This is a genomic window from Corynebacterium sp. MSK218 (assembly GCF_030232655.1).
Lineage (GTDB): Bacteria > Actinomycetota > Actinomycetes > Mycobacteriales > Mycobacteriaceae > Corynebacterium.
This window is the reverse complement of record NZ_JASPGN010000002.1, coordinates 147,255-164,176: the sequence shown is the minus strand read 5'-3', so window position 1 is coordinate 164,176 and position 16,922 is coordinate 147,255. Positions and strand designations below refer to the sequence as shown.

The 16,922-nt window shown below is 61.0% G+C and carries 18 protein-coding genes; 4 read left to right on the top strand and 14 right to left on the bottom strand.

Features of this window, described 5'->3' with window-relative positions:
- Window positions 1–119 precede the first annotated feature (119 nt).
- From efeB to lepA, 4 genes are all read right to left on the bottom strand, one after another.
- Entirely contained in the window at window positions 120–1,364 is a 1,245-nt protein-coding gene (gene efeB / locus QP922_RS02415) for an iron uptake transporter deferrochelatase/peroxidase subunit (protein ID WP_284807701.1), read from the bottom strand.
- Complete coding sequence (locus tag QP922_RS02410) at window positions 1,364–2,497, bottom strand: EfeM/EfeO family lipoprotein (RefSeq protein WP_284807700.1); 1,134 nt, start codon at window positions 2,495–2,497, stop codon at window positions 1,364–1,366. Before QP922_RS02410 ends, efeB begins: the two co-directional genes overlap by 1 nt.
- Before the next feature lie 12 nt (window positions 2,498–2,509).
- The gene (locus QP922_RS02405; protein WP_284807698.1) at window positions 2,510–4,453 is read right to left on the bottom strand and encodes an alkaline phosphatase family protein; all 1,944 of its coding nucleotides are present in this window, start codon (window positions 4,451–4,453) and stop codon (window positions 2,510–2,512) included.
- 237 nt (window positions 4,454–4,690) lie between these two features.
- A complete protein-coding gene (gene lepA / locus QP922_RS02400) occupies window positions 4,691–6,538 on the bottom strand; it encodes a translation elongation factor 4 (RefSeq protein ID WP_284807696.1) in 1,848 nt (615 codons plus the stop codon).
- 18 nt (window positions 6,539–6,556) lie between these two features.
- Here lepA and QP922_RS02395 point away from each other — a divergent pair, with 18 nt between their 5' ends.
- The 4 genes from QP922_RS02395 (at window position 6,557) to QP922_RS02380 (ending at window position 9,459) form a co-directional block, all read left to right on the top strand.
- Complete coding sequence (locus QP922_RS02395; protein WP_284807694.1) at window positions 6,557–7,078, top strand: type II toxin-antitoxin system PemK/MazF family toxin; 522 nt, start codon at window positions 6,557–6,559, stop codon at window positions 7,076–7,078.
- A 118-nt stretch (window positions 7,079–7,196) separates the two neighbouring features.
- Complete coding sequence (rpsT, locus tag QP922_RS02390) at window positions 7,197–7,460, top strand: 30S ribosomal protein S20 (protein WP_284807692.1); 264 nt, start codon at window positions 7,197–7,199, stop codon at window positions 7,458–7,460.
- Window positions 7,461–8,270, top strand: coding sequence for a DNA adenine methylase (locus QP922_RS02385; protein ID WP_284807690.1), 810 nt, complete (start codon window positions 7,461–7,463; stop codon window positions 8,268–8,270).
- Window positions 8,263–9,459 carry a type II restriction enzyme gene (locus tag QP922_RS02380; protein ID WP_284807688.1) on the top strand — a complete coding sequence of 399 codons (1,197 nt, stop codon included), beginning with the start codon at window positions 8,263–8,265 and terminating at the stop codon, window positions 9,457–9,459. Before QP922_RS02385 ends, QP922_RS02380 begins: the two co-directional genes overlap by 8 nt.
- A gap of 17 nt (window positions 9,460–9,476) precedes the next feature.
- Here the strand turns inward: QP922_RS02380 and QP922_RS02375 are convergent, their stop codons facing one another.
- From QP922_RS02375 to QP922_RS02330, 10 genes are all read right to left on the bottom strand, one after another.
- The gene (locus QP922_RS02375; RefSeq protein WP_284807687.1) at window positions 9,477–10,118 is read right to left on the bottom strand and encodes a LysE family translocator; all 642 of its coding nucleotides are present in this window, start codon (window positions 10,116–10,118) and stop codon (window positions 9,477–9,479) included.
- Window positions 10,115–10,483, bottom strand: a complete 369-nt coding sequence (locus QP922_RS02370; protein ID WP_284807685.1) for an ankyrin repeat domain-containing protein — start codon at window positions 10,481–10,483, stop codon at window positions 10,115–10,117. The genes QP922_RS02375 and QP922_RS02370 overlap by 4 nt, the downstream gene beginning before the upstream one ends.
- Before the next feature lie 11 nt (window positions 10,484–10,494).
- Window positions 10,495–11,433: a DNA polymerase III subunit delta gene (holA, locus tag QP922_RS02365; protein ID WP_284807683.1), complete on the bottom strand. Its 939-nt coding sequence runs from the start codon at window positions 11,431–11,433 to the stop codon at window positions 10,495–10,497.
- Window positions 11,430–12,680 carry a ComEC/Rec2 family competence protein gene (locus QP922_RS02360; RefSeq protein ID WP_284807681.1) on the bottom strand — a complete coding sequence of 417 codons (1,251 nt, stop codon included), beginning with the start codon at window positions 12,678–12,680 and terminating at the stop codon, window positions 11,430–11,432. Before QP922_RS02360 ends, holA begins: the two co-directional genes overlap by 4 nt.
- Window positions 12,677–13,303 carry a ComEA family DNA-binding protein gene (locus QP922_RS02355; RefSeq protein ID WP_284807679.1) on the bottom strand — a complete coding sequence of 209 codons (627 nt, stop codon included), beginning with the start codon at window positions 13,301–13,303 and terminating at the stop codon, window positions 12,677–12,679. Before QP922_RS02355 ends, QP922_RS02360 begins: the two co-directional genes overlap by 4 nt.
- 83 nt (window positions 13,304–13,386) lie before the next feature.
- Complete coding sequence (locus QP922_RS02350) at window positions 13,387–14,175, bottom strand: DegV family protein (protein WP_284807677.1); 789 nt, start codon at window positions 14,173–14,175, stop codon at window positions 13,387–13,389.
- The gene (locus QP922_RS02345) at window positions 14,175–14,873 is read right to left on the bottom strand and encodes a histidine phosphatase family protein (RefSeq protein ID WP_284807676.1); all 699 of its coding nucleotides are present in this window, start codon (window positions 14,871–14,873) and stop codon (window positions 14,175–14,177) included. The genes QP922_RS02350 and QP922_RS02345 overlap by 1 nt, the downstream gene beginning before the upstream one ends.
- Window positions 14,870–15,337, bottom strand: a complete 468-nt coding sequence (rsfS, locus tag QP922_RS02340; protein WP_039676388.1) for a ribosome silencing factor — start codon at window positions 15,335–15,337, stop codon at window positions 14,870–14,872. Before rsfS ends, QP922_RS02345 begins: the two co-directional genes overlap by 4 nt.
- 106 nt (window positions 15,338–15,443) lie before the next feature.
- The gene (gene nadD, locus QP922_RS02335; protein WP_039676389.1) at window positions 15,444–16,061 is read right to left on the bottom strand and encodes a nicotinate-nucleotide adenylyltransferase; all 618 of its coding nucleotides are present in this window, start codon (window positions 16,059–16,061) and stop codon (window positions 15,444–15,446) included.
- A complete protein-coding gene (locus tag QP922_RS02330) occupies window positions 16,054–16,914 on the bottom strand; it encodes a cutinase family protein (protein WP_284807673.1) in 861 nt (286 codons plus the stop codon). The genes nadD and QP922_RS02330 overlap by 8 nt, the downstream gene beginning before the upstream one ends.
- Window positions 16,915–16,922 lie beyond the last annotated feature (8 nt).

Here is a 16,922-nt window from a genome sequence, read left to right as displayed (position 1 = left end):
GGGGTCCGCTAATGGAATGGGTGTTCTCGGTACAGGGCTATGTGCGAATCATGCTCCGGAAGTCCCGGTTTCGGACCCCAAGAATTCAAGCCCCAATGGCACGCAACGCGCGGACTAGGTTAGGCGGTGAGAAGTGCGCGTCCGAAGAAATCCGACTCATCGCGCACACCTGGCAACGCGTAGAAATAGCCACCGCCATAAGGACGGATGTAGTCCGCGAGCGGCTCGCCCTCAAGGCGCTTTTGTACGGTAATGAACTGGCGCTCCAGATCCTGTTGGAAGCAGATAAACACCAAACCTACATCGAGGGTGCCATTATCGCGCACGCCGTTGTCGTAGTTATACGCGCGGCGCAGCATAAGCTGATCCGCGGTCTCCGGAGTGCGCGGGTTAGCCAAACGGATATGGGCATCGGTAGGAATGACGTCTCCGTGATCGTCGAGGTAGCTTGGTTCCGCCCATTCATCGCCGCCCGAGAGCGGCCCGCCAGTGGCACGGTCACGCCCGAAAATCTGCTCCTGTTCCGCAATGGAAATACGATCCCAGAACTCCGTGTACATCGCAATAAGGCGCACCACCATGTAGCTTCCTCCCGCGGCCCACGCGGGCTCATCGGTACCAGCCCACACTAGGGTGTCGTGCTCCTCTTCTTTCGGGTTCACTATTCCATCCTTGAAACCCAAATGGTTACGTTGCGTGCCGGACGGGCGGGGCTCGTTCATGTATCCAGACTGGCGCCAGCGCACCGCGACGTCGCCGCGTGTGTGGCGCAAGATATCGCGCAACGCGTGCAAAACGGTGTCGTGCTGGTCGGCGCAAATCTGGATGGCGAGGTCACCATGACAGAGATTTTCTTGAAGCGAGTCGTCGGCAAAAGCTTCCATCGTGGATAGGTGCGCAGGTTTGTGCGAGCTGAGGCCGAAACGGTCATCAAAAAGAGACTCGCCCACCGCCACGGTAATGGACAGATTGTCCGTAGGCAGGTCAGTTCCCAGCTCGCCGGAATCATTCGCCGGGTAAGCAATACCATCGGGCGCGGTCTGGCCGCCTGTAGTGAGGAAGCGAGCGCGATCCGTTATGGTGCGCAGAAGGGTCTCCAAACGCGACACATCTGCGAATTGGATATCAAGAGCAATAACCTCACAAAACTTCTGTGGCGCCGTCACAATGCCCTCTTGGTGCTCGCCGTGAAAGGCGGCAACTTCCTCAAGGTCCTTACTCCTGCCATTGTCCGGATTCGTCATCGGCTTGGAAGAACCGAAGAAGCTCGATTGCGCATTCGCCGTTGGTACGGCGACCGCCGCGGTACTCGCGGCGAGTCCCGAAAGAAAAGAGCGACGAGAGAAGTGAAACGGGCAGGTCATTAATCCATCCTTCGGACAACAGTCATGGTAGCTACCGGAGCGAGCAACTCGTTGGCGCTCGCAACCGCAGCTTGCAGGCGCAAACGATCCTTCTGGGACCACTCAGCAAAGGCGACGTCATACTTCGCATCGAATTCAGCGGCCAAAGCATCAAGTTCTTCAAGTTGGGCGTAAATCGGCGCCGTATCTAGCCCGCGGCCTTCCACCAGCTCACGTACAGGGTCGAGCATGAAACGAGTGGAGAGGACATTGGCGCGCAATGCCACTGGTAGCGCATGGGCGCCGTAATCACGCTCGCCGCGCATATCGAATCGCTCAAATTCCTCCATCACCTCGTGAGTGCGCAGGCCATAATCGGGAGCTGGCACTGTAAAATGCGTCTTTTCAAGGGTCTCAACTTTGGCATGAACGGCGGCCACAAGGGCGTCGGCAAGCGTAGGCGTGAGGTCGGCGTCGGAGAAGAGCTGCTTTTCGACGCCCCCATACTCAACATCCTCTCCCAGCCACAGACCCGAATAGTTGTCGAAGGTGCGAAAAAACTCGTAGAACTCGAGGTAGGCGGCCTGTGCATCGGCACGATTACCGGAATGCACAGCCTTACCCAAGGCATCAGCTTTGCTAGCAAGTTCGGGAAGGCGCTTCTTTTGTTGCGTTGCCTGTTCAATGGCGACCGCGGAAATCTCACGATCCGTAATAGGCACCATCTTCGGAGCGTTCGTAAAGGTGGAGCCAGACACTGTGAAGTTATTCGACTTAATGGCGGAGTCGTTATGGAACACGCACGTCAGGTGGTACGTACCGTTCTGAAGCTTGGGGGTCCAGGCGCGCTGAGCAGGGCTGCCAACGCGCTCGAGGACCTGGTAGGCGTTACCCGCATCATCTGCAACGTAGACGGTGAGGGCAAGGCCGGTAGTGTTGAAGACCTTCCACTCCGCCTGTCCCTGAACGTCGTCCGGAGTCGGACAGTGGTACACGTCGCGCACATTGAGCTGCGGCTCCGGTTTCTCAGCAGACACCTTAGGGGGCGCATCGGAACGCGAAGAGCTGAGCCCGAAGGAGCTTTGAGCATCGGCGGTGGGGGTGGCGATGAGCATGACGGCAAGCGCCGCAGTGGTGATATGGAAGGTCTTCATGGGTTTGTCAGATTAGAACGGCAGCTTGATACCGAGCTTGTCTAGGTCCAGGCCGGGGTGACCGTTCATGAACCAACCAACGACACCGGCGGCAGCAACGGCAAGCACGGCGAGGATGGCGAAGACGCCACCCTTGGAAGACTCGGAAGACTTGTCCTTCTTATCTTTGTCCTTCTTATCATCGGAAGGCTTGGTCTCAGACGGCTTGGTCTCAGACTGCAGCTTGGTGATTTCCGGAACGCCGTTTTCGGTCACCTTCGGATCATTCATGCCCTCGACGACCGGCTTGAGGTTGGTGCCAGCGCGAGGGGTGACATCGACGTGTTCGATCGAGGCATAGTCCTTTGCCACCGTGCCGTCGGTCTCGTTGAGGAAAAGCTTTGGAGCTTTCTCACCGTTGAAGTCAAACATGTTGTTCAGCTCGCCGGCGCGTTCATCGAAGGCGATGCCACCCAAGCGGCCCAGTCCGAAGTTGTCCTGGATGAACTTGGTGACGGAGGTCTGCTCGGTGTAGGTCGAATCAACGAAGTTGGTCTTGGCGTACGGGGAAACCACGATAAGCGGCTGGCGGGTACCCGGACCGCACTGACCATGCTTGTCACCGGCAACGCCGACCTTAGCAGCAGCCGCAGTGCAAATCTCGGAGTCTTGGTGTGGGTCATTGGAGCCGTTGAGGATCTTCGGTGCCTGGTGGTCGTACCAACCATCGGAATCATCGTAGGCAATAATCACGGCGGTGGAGTCCCACTCCGGGGAGTTCTGCAGCTCGTTGATGTAGTGGGTAATAAAAGCCTGTTCATCGAGCGGGTTGGAGTAGCTTGCGTGACCATCCTGGAAGTTCGACGCCTTAAGGAAGGACACAGCCGGCAGGTTGCCCTGCTCGAGGGCGGTGTCGAAATCCTTTAGATCGTACTGGTGGTTAGCCCGGTCCGTCTTGCCGATCATGTCATCGCTCGACGGCGCGAGGTGGTGGGGATTCGCCGTCGATGCGTAGTACTGGAACGGCTGGTGGTGCGGGTTGTAGTCCGTCTGAGGATTACCGTTCAGCGTGGTGTGAGACGAGCCGCAGCGAGCACGGGAGGTATCGGTGGCCTCTTCAGTCGGACGGAAACCACCCTGGAACCAGCCCCACGTGACGTCCTTTTCGTTGAGCTGGTCGCCGATGTTCTTGGAGTGCATCGCGGTGACTTGGTTGGTGCCAGCGGAGGAACTGTTGGAGCAGTCGTCGTACAGCGGATCCGGGTCTCCCACCACGGTGGCGGTCTTTCCGTCTTCCGAAACACCGGCCAAAGCGTGGTTCTCGCCATCTTTGATGGTCTGCTGCTCACCCGTGGCCGGGTCATGCATCGTGGCACCAGCAACGGTTCCTGCAATAAGGTTCAGCGCGCCCGGTGTAGATGGACCGAAAATAGTGGAGAACGAATTATCGTTCATGGCGAAATTCTGCGCGTAGTTCCACATGCCGGTAACGGTGTTGCCATCGTAGTAGCCCATGGTCAGGCCGGTGGTGCCGTAGGACTGCGGGTCATACTTGTCATTGTCTACAGACACAGTCTCAGGGAACTTGTCCATCTTTCCACCGTTGTAGGCCTTCTGCTCATCGGCGTAGTGGTGGTTCTGGTCCGCAGTCACAGCCTGCTCCGGGGTGAGACGGAAAGGCTTAGTGGAGTTCGGGTTCTTATCTCCGAGCAGGTCATTGTTCTCCAGGTTGTTGACCTTCGGGGTGCCTTCCTTGGCCTTAAATTGCGGGGCATCCTTTTCACTGCCCTGCAGCTTCTCGCCGTCTTTATTGAGGGCATTCGGGTACGTTGCGAAGTAGTGATCGAAGGAAATATTCTCCGAGTAAATGACCACGACGTGCTCGATGGGGGTCGTGGGGGCAGCTAGGGCCGGGACGGCGGACGTGGTTGCAGCAACTGCGGCGCACAGGGCCACAGCACGAGAGCGAAGTTTCATGGAAGATTCCAACCTTAGATGAGACTCTTAGGAACAATGAGGTTGAAAGTGGCTGTGGCTCGCCAGATGAGTCATCGGTCGCTTTCACAGCGGATTTAACGCCTACTGTGACGTTGCCGCAACAAAAGAAAAAGGGCATTCCCCGGACAGAGAATGCCCTGAAAACGCTGCCTAGACGACCAATTTTCCGTTCAGCGGACATGACAGCAGTTCATCTACAATTCATAATAACTTTTCCTAATCGCTATCCGTGGACAGCGCCGCCACGAAGGCCTCCTGGGGCACCGACACGGAGCCGATGGACTTCATGCGCTTCTTACCGGCCTTCTGCTTCTCCAGCAGCTTGCGCTTACGCGAGATATCGCCGCCGTAGCACTTGGCCAGCACGTCCTTGCGCATCGCGCGGATGTTCTCGCGCGCGATAATCTTCGAGCCGATGGCCGCCTGGACGGGCACCTCGAACTGCTGGCGTGGGATGAGCTCCTTGAGCTTCTTCGTCATCTTATTGCCGTACCACTGCGCGGACTCGCGGTGCACGATGGCAGAGAAGGCATCCACCGGATCACCGTTGAGCAGAATATCGACCTTTACCAAGTCCGCCAGCTGCTCGCCGGCCTCCTCGTAGTTGAGGGAAGCGTAGCCCTTGGTGCGGGACTTCAGCATGTCGAAGAAGTCGAAGATGATTTCACCCAGCGGCATGGTGTAGCGCAGCTCCACGCGGTCCTCAGACAGGTAATCCATGCCGCCCATCTGGCCGCGCTTGGACTGGCACAGCTCCATCGTCGAGCCGACAAATTCCTCCGGCACGATGATGGTCATCTTCACAATCGGCTCGTAGACCTCACGCAGCTTGCCACCGGGCCAGTCCGACGGGTTGTGCACATAAGACTCCGTACCGTCTTCTGCCACCACACGGTAGGTCACCGACGGTGCGGTGGAAATCAGGTCGAGGCCAAACTCGCGCTCCAGTCGGTCGCGGGTGATTTCCATGTGCAGCAGGCCCAAGAATCCGCAGCGGAAGCCGAAGCCAAGAGCCACGGAGGTCTCGGGCTCGAAGGTGAGGGAGGCGTCGTTAAGCTGCAGCTTCTCCAGCGCGTCACGCAAGTCCGGGAAGTCCGCCTGGGAGATGGGGAACAGACCCGAGTACACCATGGGGTTCGGGTCGGCGTAGCCCTTGAGCGGCTCAGTAGCGCCATTCGACGCCCACGTAATCGTGTCACCCACCTTGGTCTCACGCACATTCTTCACACCGGTGATGAGGTAGCCCACCTCGCCCGGGCCCAGGCCCTCACACTTCTGCATGGTGGGTGAGACGATACCCACCTCAAGCAGCTCATGGTTGGCGCCAGTGGACATCATGGTGACTTTCTGGCGCGGGGTGAGCTTGCCGTCCATCATGCGGATGTAGGTCACCACGCCGCGGTAGGTGTCATAAACCGAGTCGAAGACCATGGCGCGGGCCGGGGCATCGGGCCCGAACTCGGACGTCGGAGCGGGGATGAGTTCGGCGACCTTATCCAGCAGCTCAGGCACGCCCTCGCCGGTCTTGCCGGAGACGCGCAGCACCTCTTCTGGTTCGCAGCCAATGATGTTAGCGATTTCCAGGGAGTACTTCTCCGGGTCAGCCGCAGGCAAGTCAATCTTGTTGAGAACCGGGATGATCTCCAGATCGTTTTCCATAGCCAGGTAGAGGTTGGCTAGGGTTTGGGCTTCGATGCCTTGGGCGGCGTCGACAAGCAGGATGGCGCCCTCACACGCCTCCAACGCACGGGAGACTTCATACGTAAAGTCCACGTGGCCGGGGGTATCGATCATCTGCATGACAATCTCCTCCCCCTCACACGCACCGGACTGAGGAATCCAGGGCAGGCGCACGTTCTGCGCCTTAATAGTGATGCCGCGCTCGCGCTCGATATCCATGTTGTCGAGGTATTGGTCGCGCATATCGCGCTCCTCCACCACCTGCGACAACTGCAGGATGCGGTCAGCCAGCGTCGACTTGCCGTGGTCGATGTGGGCAATGATGCAAAAGTTTCGGATCTTGGACGGATCCGTAAACGTCGTGGCCGCAAAGTTTCTAGACATGCGTTTAGAATAGACGACATGACTAGGTTGGCCCGCATTTTAGGCTTCGGACGCCCCGAGCCTGTCGATGACGGCCTCCAGCGCATCACCGAGCGCCTCGGGATGAACCAGCCCAATGTAGTAACGGAACCGCGCAAGGCCGCCGACATCCGCGTCGAGGCTGCCGCCGCCCATCCCCGCAGCGTCTTCTTCACGCCCGACATGGATGGCCAGGCTGACTCCGGTGAAGTGGTGTGGGTCTGGGCACCTTCCGACGGCAAACAGTCCCCACCGCGCGAACGCGCCGTGCTTATTGTCTCCCGCACCCGTACCACCGTGCTGGGTTTGCTGATTTCGGCCAACCCGGGGCATGCGAACAAGGAGGAATGGCTCGACATCGGCACCGGCGAATGGGATGAATCCGGCCGGCAGTGTTGGGTACGCATCGACCGCGTGCTGGAAATCTCCGAGGAGCAATGCCGCCGCCAAGGCACGCTCTTCCCAGAGAGGCGCTTCGAGCGCATTGCCAACCGGCTACGCTCGCGCTACCACTGGGCGTGATTTGGGTTTTCGTAGCTTGGCTTGCTAAATTTTGTGGGATGCCGAGGCATGTGTGGCGGTCAGGACCTTGGGTCCGCCTTCCTCGGTCAACATTCCTACGACTCTAAGAGGTATAACAATGGCAAATATCAAGTCTAAGCAGAAGCGCGTTCTCACCAACGAGAAGTCCCGTCAGCGCAACAAGTCCGTACGTTCCGCCGTACGCACCGAGATCCGTAAGTTCCGCGAGGCCGTCGAGTCCGGCGACAAGGCTGCAGCTGAGAAGCAGCTGCGCGTTGCTTCCCGCGCACTGGACAAGTCCGTATCCAAGGGCGTCTTCCACCGCAACAACGCGGCCAACAAGAAGTCCGGCATGGCCACCGCCTTCAACAAGATGGCCTAAATGAAACCGCTCCTGAAGTGGGTGGGCGGAAAACGTCAGTTACTTCCCGCCATCCACTCCATGCTGCCTGAGAGCTTCGACACTTATGTCGAGCCTTTCTTGGGCGGCGGAGCGGTTCTTTTTTCTTTGGCGCCCTCCCGCGCCCGGGTCAATGACCTCAATACCGAGCTCATTACCGTCTACGAGGTCGTCCGCGATGATGTGGACGAGCTCATCGCCCTGCTCAAGGGCTATCCGAATGATTCGGATTTCTTCTACGAGATGCGCGCCCGCGATCGTTCTCCGGAGTTTGCGCACTTGAGCGCCGTCGAGCGTGCAGCACGTACGATTTATCTCAACAAGACCTGCTACAACGGGCTCTACCGCGTTAATAATGCAGGACAGTTCAACGCCCCCTTTGGCCGCTACGCCAATCCCACGATTTGTGATGAGCCGAACCTGCGGGCGGTTTCTTCCTATTTGTCCGCCAACGATGTGGTTTTTTCCAACGGTGATTACGCTGCGTTGGAGGCGCATGAGGGGGATTTTGTCTACTTCGATCCGCCTTATGACCCGGTAAACCCGACGAGTAATTTCACCGGTTACCAATCCGGCGGGTTCGGCCGTGCGGATCAGATTCGCCTCAAAGAGACGTGTGACGAGCTAGATGCGCAGGGAGTGAAGTTCCTACTGTCGAATTCCGCGACGGATTTCATCAAGGAGCTCTACGCCGACTATCGCATCGAGATTGTGGGGGCCACGCGCGCGGTGAACTCCGTGGCGTCGAAGCGCGGCAAGGTCAACGAGGTGCTGGTGCGCAACTATGCTTAACGACGCCGCGTGGGACCTCGTCTTCCCCCACATCCAGGCCGAGATTGCCGAATCCGGTTTCACGGTCCTGGAGGCGAGTAAGCTCAAACGGTTGTCGGGGCGTGAGCCGCGTTTGATGGCTAAGCACGATTTTTCTGCGGCACGCCCACAGGTATTCCAAGAGCATGGGCTGTCGATGTTGCCGATTCGCCGCGATGCGTACCTCATTGGCCGCTTCGATCTGTACCAGCCTTTCCCGGAGCAGGCAGGCCCTCTGACGACGATGCCGGTGCCGCGGCATATTAAGTCCATCGACTTTGACAACTTGAGCTCCGAAGCCGCAGCGCTCACGGCAGCAAGCTTGAGCGGAATGGTGGATGATTTCATCGGTGCCGAGTGTGTCGCGACGGTCAGCGGGCGCATGTCGACGCTGCAGCTGCCGATGACTATCGACGGCCGCGAGGTGGTTGTCGACCGTGCCCAGATGGAGATTGATGCCGGTTTTGAATCGGCGGAACATCTCGTCCTGCTGGAGGCGAAGAACCACGTGTCCCCCGACTTCAATATCCGCCAGCTGTATTTCCCTTTCCGCCGCTTCAGTCTGGCATTGGACAAAGAGATCGTACCGGTCTACATGGTGTATTCCAACGGCGTGTTCCATTTCTACCGATATGCGTTTAGGGATCCGGCGGATTTCCGCTCCATCGAGCTGGTCGCGGCCCATCGCTATATCCTCGGCCCCTCGACGGTCACCGCCGAGACCGTACGCAGCATTTTGGCTGCCACGCAGGTAGAACGCCCGGGGTTCCCTTTCCCCCAGGCTGATTCCTTTGCGCGCGTTATTAGCTTGTTGGAGAATCCGATTCCCAAGGCAGACATGCCGGAACAGTATGGCTTTACCCCGCGCCAGGCGGATTACTACACCAACGCGGCTCGCTACCTTGGCTTGACGGAGCTGCGCGGTACCCGCGATGAGCGCAATGCTGCCCTCATTCAGGCGCTGGCTTCGCGCCCGGTGTTCCGGGATATGCTTGCGCACGTGGTGGACACGTGCCGTGCGCTGAGCAAGGACGAGGCTTATGCCTTGATGCGCGCTGCCGACTTGGGGCTTAAAGAATCCACGCTGCGCCGGCGCTCGTCCACGGTGGCGGCGTGGTCGCAATGGGTAGCGGAACTGCTCGAGATGGGCCAGCTCCGCATACCGAGTTAGGAGGCTTGGCTTGTGGGCTAGGCGGCTTGGATTCCGGCCCAGACGAGAGCGCAGCCGGCGACGACGAAGAAGGCACCGGAGCCGATATCAATCCACGGACCCGCGGCGAGAAGGCGCCGGCGAATCGCGCGCGTCGAAATCACCGTGGAGAGAAAGACAAACAGCAGGTAGCTCGATAGTGACAGGCTCAACACCAACACTATCGAGAGCCACACCGGCGGGTGCGGCGGCAGCAGCGGAGCCACCACCGCGGCCAAGAAGAGCACGATTTTTGGGTTAGACAGGTTGGTGGCAAGCCCAGTGCGGAAGACCTTAGCCATCGACCCCAGGCGAGCAGCCGCATCGTCCTCATCTTGCGGGGGATGCTTGCGCAGCTCAAGGCCTGAGCGAATGGAGAGCACGCCCATGAAGACCAAGAAGCAGCCTCCCACGACCTGAATAAGCGACATGACCCCCGGGAATGCCGACAGCAGAGCCGCGGCGCCAAAGACCGTCAGCGTGCACCAGAAGAGCACGCCGACCTGGATACCGGTGGCCGCCGCGATGGCATGGCGGCGCGAGCGCGTGGCGTAACGCGTAATCAACACGACGTCAGGGCCCGGCGCGGCGGCGCCCACCAGGTTCATCAGCAAAATGGCCGCGAATGCGGACCAGCTCATGACAGGCGCTCGAGAAGATCCTCGCGGCCGAACATGCGAGCCGAGTCAATGGCATTGGGCTGGCCGGCGGTGGGATCGGCGTGAGCGTCAAGGAGGGCGTCGATAACCGCGTCTTCCTTCTTGAAGATAGCCCCGGCCAGCGGGGACTGGCCGCGATCGTTGAGGAGGTTGACGTCGGCACCGGCGGCGACCAGCTGGCGCACCAGCTCGGCATGCCCGTGGTAGGCAGCGAGCATGATGAAGGACTGACCTTCTTGGTTCACCATGTCGACGTTGACGCCCTGCGCGATGTAGTCGAGCAAGGTGGCGTCGCCGCTGCGAGCGAAATCAAAAAGCTTGGTTACAAAGTCCTGGATCTCATCCATGGTGGGATAGTTTAGCGCGCTAACTCTGCCACCCGCCGCACTGCGGACTCAATGGCGAATTCCTCGTCGCCGCCTTGGCCCTTGACCGCGCCATCGAGTTCCGCCATGAGGATGACGGCCTTGGTGATGTTGTCCCCCGACCAGCGGCGCGCTACCGGTTGAGTAATTTTAACGGCATATGGCGCCATACCGGTCTGGGAAGCCAGCGAGTACTGGTCTCCCCGCGCGGAATAGAGGCGCGCGATGTTGCCCACCTTGTTCGCCAACGCCGAAGCGATAGCCACGGGGCTCGCACCCAATTGGAGTGCGCGGCGGCACGTCGACACGGCCGCTTCTACGCGCCCGGCCACGGCCGCATCCGCAATGTCCCAGTTAGCCACTTCAGCCACGCCCACGTAGTACTCGTGGACCGCTTCGCGCGTGACCTTGCCGCCGGTGTCGAAGACGAGCTGGGAGATGGCGGAGGCGAGTTCGCGGAGGTCGGACCCGACGCCGTCGAGAAGCGCCTGCACCACGTCCGGGGTGGGGCGCACGCCGTGGGAGGCAAACTCGCGCGTGGCCCACGGAGCCAGCTCGTTGGGATACAGGGAAAACACCTCGTGGACCTCACCGCTCTTACGCAGAGCAGCGACGATCTCCGGTGGCTTCTTCTTGTTCTTCAGCGTCTTCGCCGTCACCGAATATAAGAGGATGAGGGTAATGCCGGGCATGGGGTTGGCGCAGGCGTCGAGAAGAATGCGCGTAACCTCTTTGCCGGCCTTCTCCACATCACTGATGACGATGCAGCGCTCATCCCCGAAAAGGGAGGGGCTGGTGGCCTCGAGGATTTCTCCCTCGCTGACCTCCGAGGCCTTGAGCTTGGTAACATCGCCCTGCTGAACGCTCAGTCGGGCGCGCTCGGCTAGGAATTCATCGTCGCCGAGGATGAGGTGCACGGACATGCCTGTCATCTTAACAGCGCCGCGATGAGCCACCCCACGAGCAAGAGCACCGCGACGGGACCGGCCTCGACGGTGGTTAGCGGCATGGCGGCAGCAACGCCGTGTATCCAGTCCGCAAGCGGTTCGATGAGAATGACGAGCGGGCGGCCGAGCCCTACCTGCGCGAGCACGGCGGCAATGAGACCCACGACGGTAATAATCGGCACGACGGGGGCTGCGAGCACGTTGGCGATGACAGAGACCACCGATACCCTGCCCGCCATGAGCGCGATGAGCGGCATGGTGACGATGTCCGCGGCAATCGCCACGGCGAAGGCGCGCGCGATAATGCCAGTGCCGAGCACGCGCAGCAACAGCGGGGTCAGCGCCACGATACCGACGGTAGCCGCGACGGACAGCGCGAAGCCAAAGCTAACGGCCAGGTCGCTATCGGCAGCGAGCAGAAAGAGCACGCCGAGGGAAAGCGCATGGAGCGGCTCCATCGTGGAGGAATTGAGCACGGCAAGCAGCCCGGCCACCCCAGCGACGGTAGCGCGCTGGACGGAGGGCTCCCACCCCACGAGTGCGACAAACAGTGCCAACGCGCTTGCCGACGCCCCCACCCGCACCTTCTGCCCCCTCACCACCAACGCCGCGGCGGTGCACACGATGGCAACGTTGGACCCCGACACCGCGCTTAAATGCGAGAGCCCGGTATCGATGTAGAGCTGCTTGTCTTCGGGGCTTTGGAGGCTGGTATCGCCCAACACCATGCCGGGTATGAGGCCGTTATCGCAGATGGCGCGGAAATTCTCCGCAACTTTAGCTGTCCAGCTGTGTGAGTGGGCAGTGAGCTCGCCGCTGAAGACGGTCTGGCCCACCCCGACGCGATCGGAAGAGCCGGGCCGGCCGTGGATGGTCACGAGCGAGCCGGCGTAGGCCTCGGGCTGTGAGGTGAGGAAGACCGGCAGCTGGGTCGGGTATCCAGGAACGCTCAGGCGCACCATCCAGCCGGAGGCAGTCTGGATGGGGTCCGCGGTGAGTTTTCCGGTGACCTCGGTGCCAAAGTGGAAAGCCTCGGCTCGCCGCATGCGCACCGCCGCCAGCGTGGCGAAGAGCGCGCCGCTGGCCGTACACAAAATGGCCTGGCCGGGCGCGCGCCGAAGGAAGGCGAAACAGGCGACTAGCCCTAGTAACAACCACGGCTGGCCGAAGAGCACGGCGAGCGTGGCCACCCATGCCACCACCGCAGCCGGCGTAAGCCGCAGCTCCCTCATGGACGCACCTTGTCCTTAAGCTGAGCGAACTTCGCCGGTCCAATGCCGGATACATCCATGAGCTGTTCTATCGACGTGAAGTGGCCTGCCTCCTCGCGGTGCGCAATGATGGCCTCGGCCGTTGCCGGGCCCACGCCCGGCAAGGTGATGAGCTCCTCAGCGGTCGCAGAATTGAGCGACACGGTGTCGTCACCGGTCTCGCCCCCGCCGCCGTCGTCGTCCTCAGCGCCGGGGAGGGCGCCGACGGTGATCTGTTCGCCGTCGTTAAGCTTTTGCGCCAGGTTGAGGTTATCCGTGGGCACTTTAGGCCCCGCGGCCTCGAGGGCATCGTTTACGCGCGCGCCCGGCGCTAACGTGACTAGGCCCGGGGAATCCACCTCCCCAACCACGGACACCACGATATCCGCCGGCGGCGCGCTGCTCACCGCGGGAACCTCGTAGGGGTTAGCTGCCTCGCGCGAGCCACCCAGCCACAGCAGCAGGCCCACCCCCGCCAGCCCCACCGCAACCAGGGCAAGCCGCGGCGGCACCCGCAGGCGCGGGCGCGGGTAGTCCACGGAAAGCAACTCTTCTTCCCCGGTGGGCCGGGTGAGGTCACGCAGGCGGTCAGCGATAGCATTCATGCCCGTGACGCTACGCAGCCCGCTACCTCGCCGTCGAGGGCTTAGGCCGCAACCTGTGGATAACTTGTTGAAGGCGTCAACAGTTAGCTGAAGACGACGGAGACGCCGATGGCTCCGGGGCCGACGTGGACCGAGAGGACGTCGGTAAGCGCAACGCGCATAAACGATGACTCCGGCAACGCCATACGCAGCAGCTCCTCGAGGCGGCGCGCGGAGGCCTCGTCTTCGTTGTACTGCACCGCAACGAACGCAGGCTTGCCCTCCGCGCGGGAGGCCACCAAATCCACGAGCTTGGTAAAAGCCTTGGTCTGCGTGCGGGTTTTGCCCACCATCTCCAGTTTTCCGGCCTGCACCGCCATGATGGGTTTGGTGGCAAGCAGGGCTGTGGATAACATCGCCGTCGCCGCCGACATGCGCCCAGAGCGGCGAAGGTCATCGATTGAGTCAAGGTAGACCCACGTGTGCCCGCGCTCTAGCGTGTTGATGGCCGCGGCGTAGCACTCCTTCAGAGACGCGCCTTCCTGGGCAAGCTTGGCAGCGGTCATGGCCGCCGCGCCCATGGCCATACCGGCGGTTCCAGAGTCAATGACCCGGACGGTATCGGGGAAGACGCCCGAAGCCGTCACCGCCGCCGACCACGTGGAGGACAATTCCTTGGACAGGTGGATGGCCAACACACCGTCGTCTCCGGAACGCTCCATCTCGCGGCCGTAGAGAGCAGCGAGCTCTAGCGCGGTGAGGCCGGAAGTAGACAGCTCAGCGCCGTCCTTGCCGTGGCTCTCCATGACGTGGAGATCCACCACGGTAATACCTAGCTCTTCCACGATGTCCGCGGGGAGCCCCGCGGCGGAGTCGGTAACGACGCGAATCACTAGACGTCCGCCCCCGCGCCGCCCACGACGGCACCGCCCATGTTCCAGCCGTCGAAGTACCACTGCGCGCGGTCCACGTTCTCCGGGGTAAATTCCAGCGGGGACAGCGGCTGGGAAGCATCGAATTCGGGGCGGGCGGTCAGCTGCGACCAGTGGGTATTCTTCAGCCCGGAGAGGATGCCGTACTGGTGGTGTTGCAGGCCCAACAGGTGGCAGGTCAGCGCGGAGATGGCGCCGCCGTGCGCGACGACGAGCACCGCGCCTTCGTCCCATTCGGGGTGGGCGCGCATCAGCTCATCGATGACAGGGCGGGCGCGGGTGGCCACATCCACGCGGCTTTCTCCCTGCGGCGGGGCCCAAGTAGGGTCGTGGCGCCAGATTGCGCGCGCACCAGGATACTGTTCATCGACTTCGGCAGAGGTCATTCCTTGCCAGTCACCAAGGTGGGTTTCACGCAGGCGCTTATCGACGTCCACCTCGATCCCCAATTTCTCCCCTATCACTGCCGCGGTATCACGGGCACGGATGAGGTCGGAGGAGACGATAGCCGTGATCTGCTTGTCTACGAGGAGATCGGCGGCGGCGCGGGCTTGGGAGAGGCCGACCTCAGAAAGCTCGGTGTCCAAGTGCCCCTGCATCCGGCCGGTGGCGTTGTAGGTGGTTTGACCGTGGCGGATGAGGAGGAGGCGGCGCGTCATAATTCGTCGTCTTCCGGCTCCGGCTGGGCCAGCGGAATCTCTTCGATGGACTCGACGTCGCGCGGATTGACTTCGGTGGACCACTCGCCTGGGCGCTCTGGTGTCTCGAGACCGGGGATCTCAAGGAGCGGGCAGTCGTGGTAGAGGCGGTCGAGACCGTAGAACTCGCGTTGGTCGTTGCGCTGAACGTGAACGACAATGGGGCCATAATCAAGCAGAACCCAGCGGTTTTCGCGGTTGCCCTCGCGGCGCTTGGGCTCAAAGCCCTTCTTGGTCAGCTCGTCTTCGACTTCCTCGACGATGGAACCCACCTGGCGCTCGGTATCGGCAGAGGCCAAGACAAAGACCTCGGTGATGGCGAGCACGTCGGAGACGTCAATGGCTGCAATGTTGGTGGCCAACTTTTCATCCGCAGCCAGGGCAGCGGTTTCCGCCATGAGGCGTGCTTCATCAGTAATCGACATGACTATCCCTACACAACGCGTACAGTACTAAGACCTCTAGTCTTACACGCCGAGAACCTATTTTCCTAGTCAATCGCCGTGGCCAACCCCCACGCCACGACGATTCTTACAGAGGCTTCTCCGGATGCGGGCTATAGAGGTGGTTCTTGGCGATGTACTGCACCACCCCATCCGGCACCAAGTACCACACCGGCTGGCCCTGCTGGGCGCGGGCGCGGCAATCGGTGGAGGAAATCGCCATGGCGGGGATTTCGATGAGCTCGATATCGTCTTGGGATTCGAGCGGCAGCATGTCTTTGCTGAGCTCGTAGCCGGGGCGGGTCACGCCAACAAAGTGCGCCATCTCCAGCATCTCTTCCCAATTTCGCCAGCTCATAATGGAGGCCACCGAGTCCGCCCCAGTGATAAAGAAAAGCTCCGCATCCGGGAAAATAGCGCGCAGGTCACGCAACGTATCAATGGTGTAGGTCGGGCCCTCGCGGTCAATGTCCACGCGGGAGACCGTGAAACGCGGGTTGGATGCCGTGGCCACCATGGTCATGAGGTAGCGGTGCTCAGCAGCGGTGACCTTCTTGTCCGCCTTTTGCCAGGGCTGGCCGGTGGGCACGAAGACCACTGTGTCAAGGCGGAAGCGGTGGGCTACTTCACTGGCGGCCACGAGGTGACCGTTGTGGATGGGATCAAACGTGCCACCCATGATGCCGATGCGTTGCGGACTAGTCATGGCTGGTGAGTATACCGGCCACGGCGTCGATGACCTGCACGTCCTGCCCGGAGAGTTCCCCTAAGAAATAGGACGCGTGACGCTCAGCCTTGGTGGCTAAGGCGCGGTTGGCGGCTTCGAGGGAGAAGTCACAAACAAAATCGCCATCCAGACAATAGTCAACGTAGCGCGTTACCGGCAGCCCGGCACGGTTCTGCGTCCACGGGACCTGGTGCAGAGGGTTGCCAAAGGTGAGCACGGCATGCAGGCGCCCGGTGTCAGCGAGGTAGCCCTCGACACTCGTCGCGACCAGCGCTCCCTGCGAATAACCGGCGGCTACCCACCGCGGGTGGCAGTCGGTGGCGGCCTCATAGTCGTCTACCACCTTCGGGGCATTGCGGGCACCGGTGCGCAGACTATCAACGGCTCCGAATATCACTGAATAGGCCAGCTCCCCAAGAGAGTGCTGCTGGAGAACTCCAAACGCTCGCTGGACGAGCTGCAGCGGGCCTAAGTCCTCACCTTCCTGCGCCAAGGGAGGAAGGTTCATGGCGGCGGGATAAGAGTCCGGATCGAGCGCTAGCACATAGACGCCATCCATAGCGCCCGGGTGGCGCTGCTCTAACTGGTGGAACAGAGCCGCGAAGTTACGGCCCTCAAAGCCAGTGGACTCTGGGGCCTTCGCGGAGTAGCGCTGCGGCCCGACGTACTCGCCCTGCTCCTCATTTTGATCCGAACCACGGGCGACGAGGACCACGGTGCTCGGGCAAGTTTCTACGTCGCCGACGGCTGCGGCCGTAGGCGTGTTTAGAAAGGACGCTGCTGTGACCAACGCGGCAGCGCTACACGTCAGGGCAGGAGAAGAAAGCTTCACCCTACTTT

Bases quoted from the DNA above. Each gene is read 5' to 3' on its own strand.
- nadD (WP_039676389.1), bottom strand. From the start codon at position 16,061: ATGACTAGTCCGCAACGCATCGGCATCATGGGTGGCACGTTTGATCCC.
- QP922_RS02395 (WP_284807694.1), top strand. From the start codon at position 6,557: ATGACTAGGTTGGCCCGCATTTTAGGCTTCGGACGCCCCGAGCCTGTC.
- QP922_RS02375 (WP_284807687.1), bottom strand. From the start codon at position 10,118: ATGAGCTGGTCCGCATTCGCGGCCATTTTGCTGATGAACCTGGTGGGC.
- QP922_RS02370 (WP_284807685.1), bottom strand. From the start codon at position 10,483: ATGGATGAGATCCAGGACTTTGTAACCAAGCTTTTTGATTTCGCTCGC.
- lepA (WP_284807696.1), bottom strand. From the start codon at position 6,538: ATGTCTAGAAACTTTGCGGCCACGACGTTTACGGATCCGTCCAAGATC.
- QP922_RS02405 (WP_284807698.1), bottom strand. From the start codon at position 4,453: ATGAAACTTCGCTCTCGTGCTGTGGCCCTGTGCGCCGCAGTTGCTGCA.
- QP922_RS02410 (WP_284807700.1), bottom strand. From the start codon at position 2,497: ATGAAGACCTTCCATATCACCACTGCGGCGCTTGCCGTCATGCTCATC.
- efeB (WP_284807701.1), bottom strand. From the start codon at position 1,364: ATGACCTGCCCGTTTCACTTCTCTCGTCGCTCTTTTCTTTCGGGACTC.
- rsfS (WP_039676388.1), bottom strand. From the start codon at position 15,337: ATGTCGATTACTGATGAAGCACGCCTCATGGCGGAAACCGCTGCCCTG.
- QP922_RS02380 (WP_284807688.1), top strand. From the start codon at position 8,263: ATGCTTAACGACGCCGCGTGGGACCTCGTCTTCCCCCACATCCAGGCC.
- QP922_RS02355 (WP_284807679.1), bottom strand. From the start codon at position 13,303: ATGAATGCTATCGCTGACCGCCTGCGTGACCTCACCCGGCCCACCGGG.
- holA (WP_284807683.1), bottom strand. From the start codon at position 11,433: ATGACAGGCATGTCCGTGCACCTCATCCTCGGCGACGATGAATTCCTA.
- QP922_RS02345 (WP_284807676.1), bottom strand. From the start codon at position 14,873: ATGACGCGCCGCCTCCTCCTCATCCGCCACGGTCAAACCACCTACAAC.
- QP922_RS02360 (WP_284807681.1), bottom strand. From the start codon at position 12,680: ATGAGGGAGCTGCGGCTTACGCCGGCTGCGGTGGTGGCATGGGTGGCC.
- rpsT (WP_284807692.1), top strand. From the start codon at position 7,197: ATGGCAAATATCAAGTCTAAGCAGAAGCGCGTTCTCACCAACGAGAAG.
- QP922_RS02385 (WP_284807690.1), top strand. From the start codon at position 7,461: ATGAAACCGCTCCTGAAGTGGGTGGGCGGAAAACGTCAGTTACTTCCC.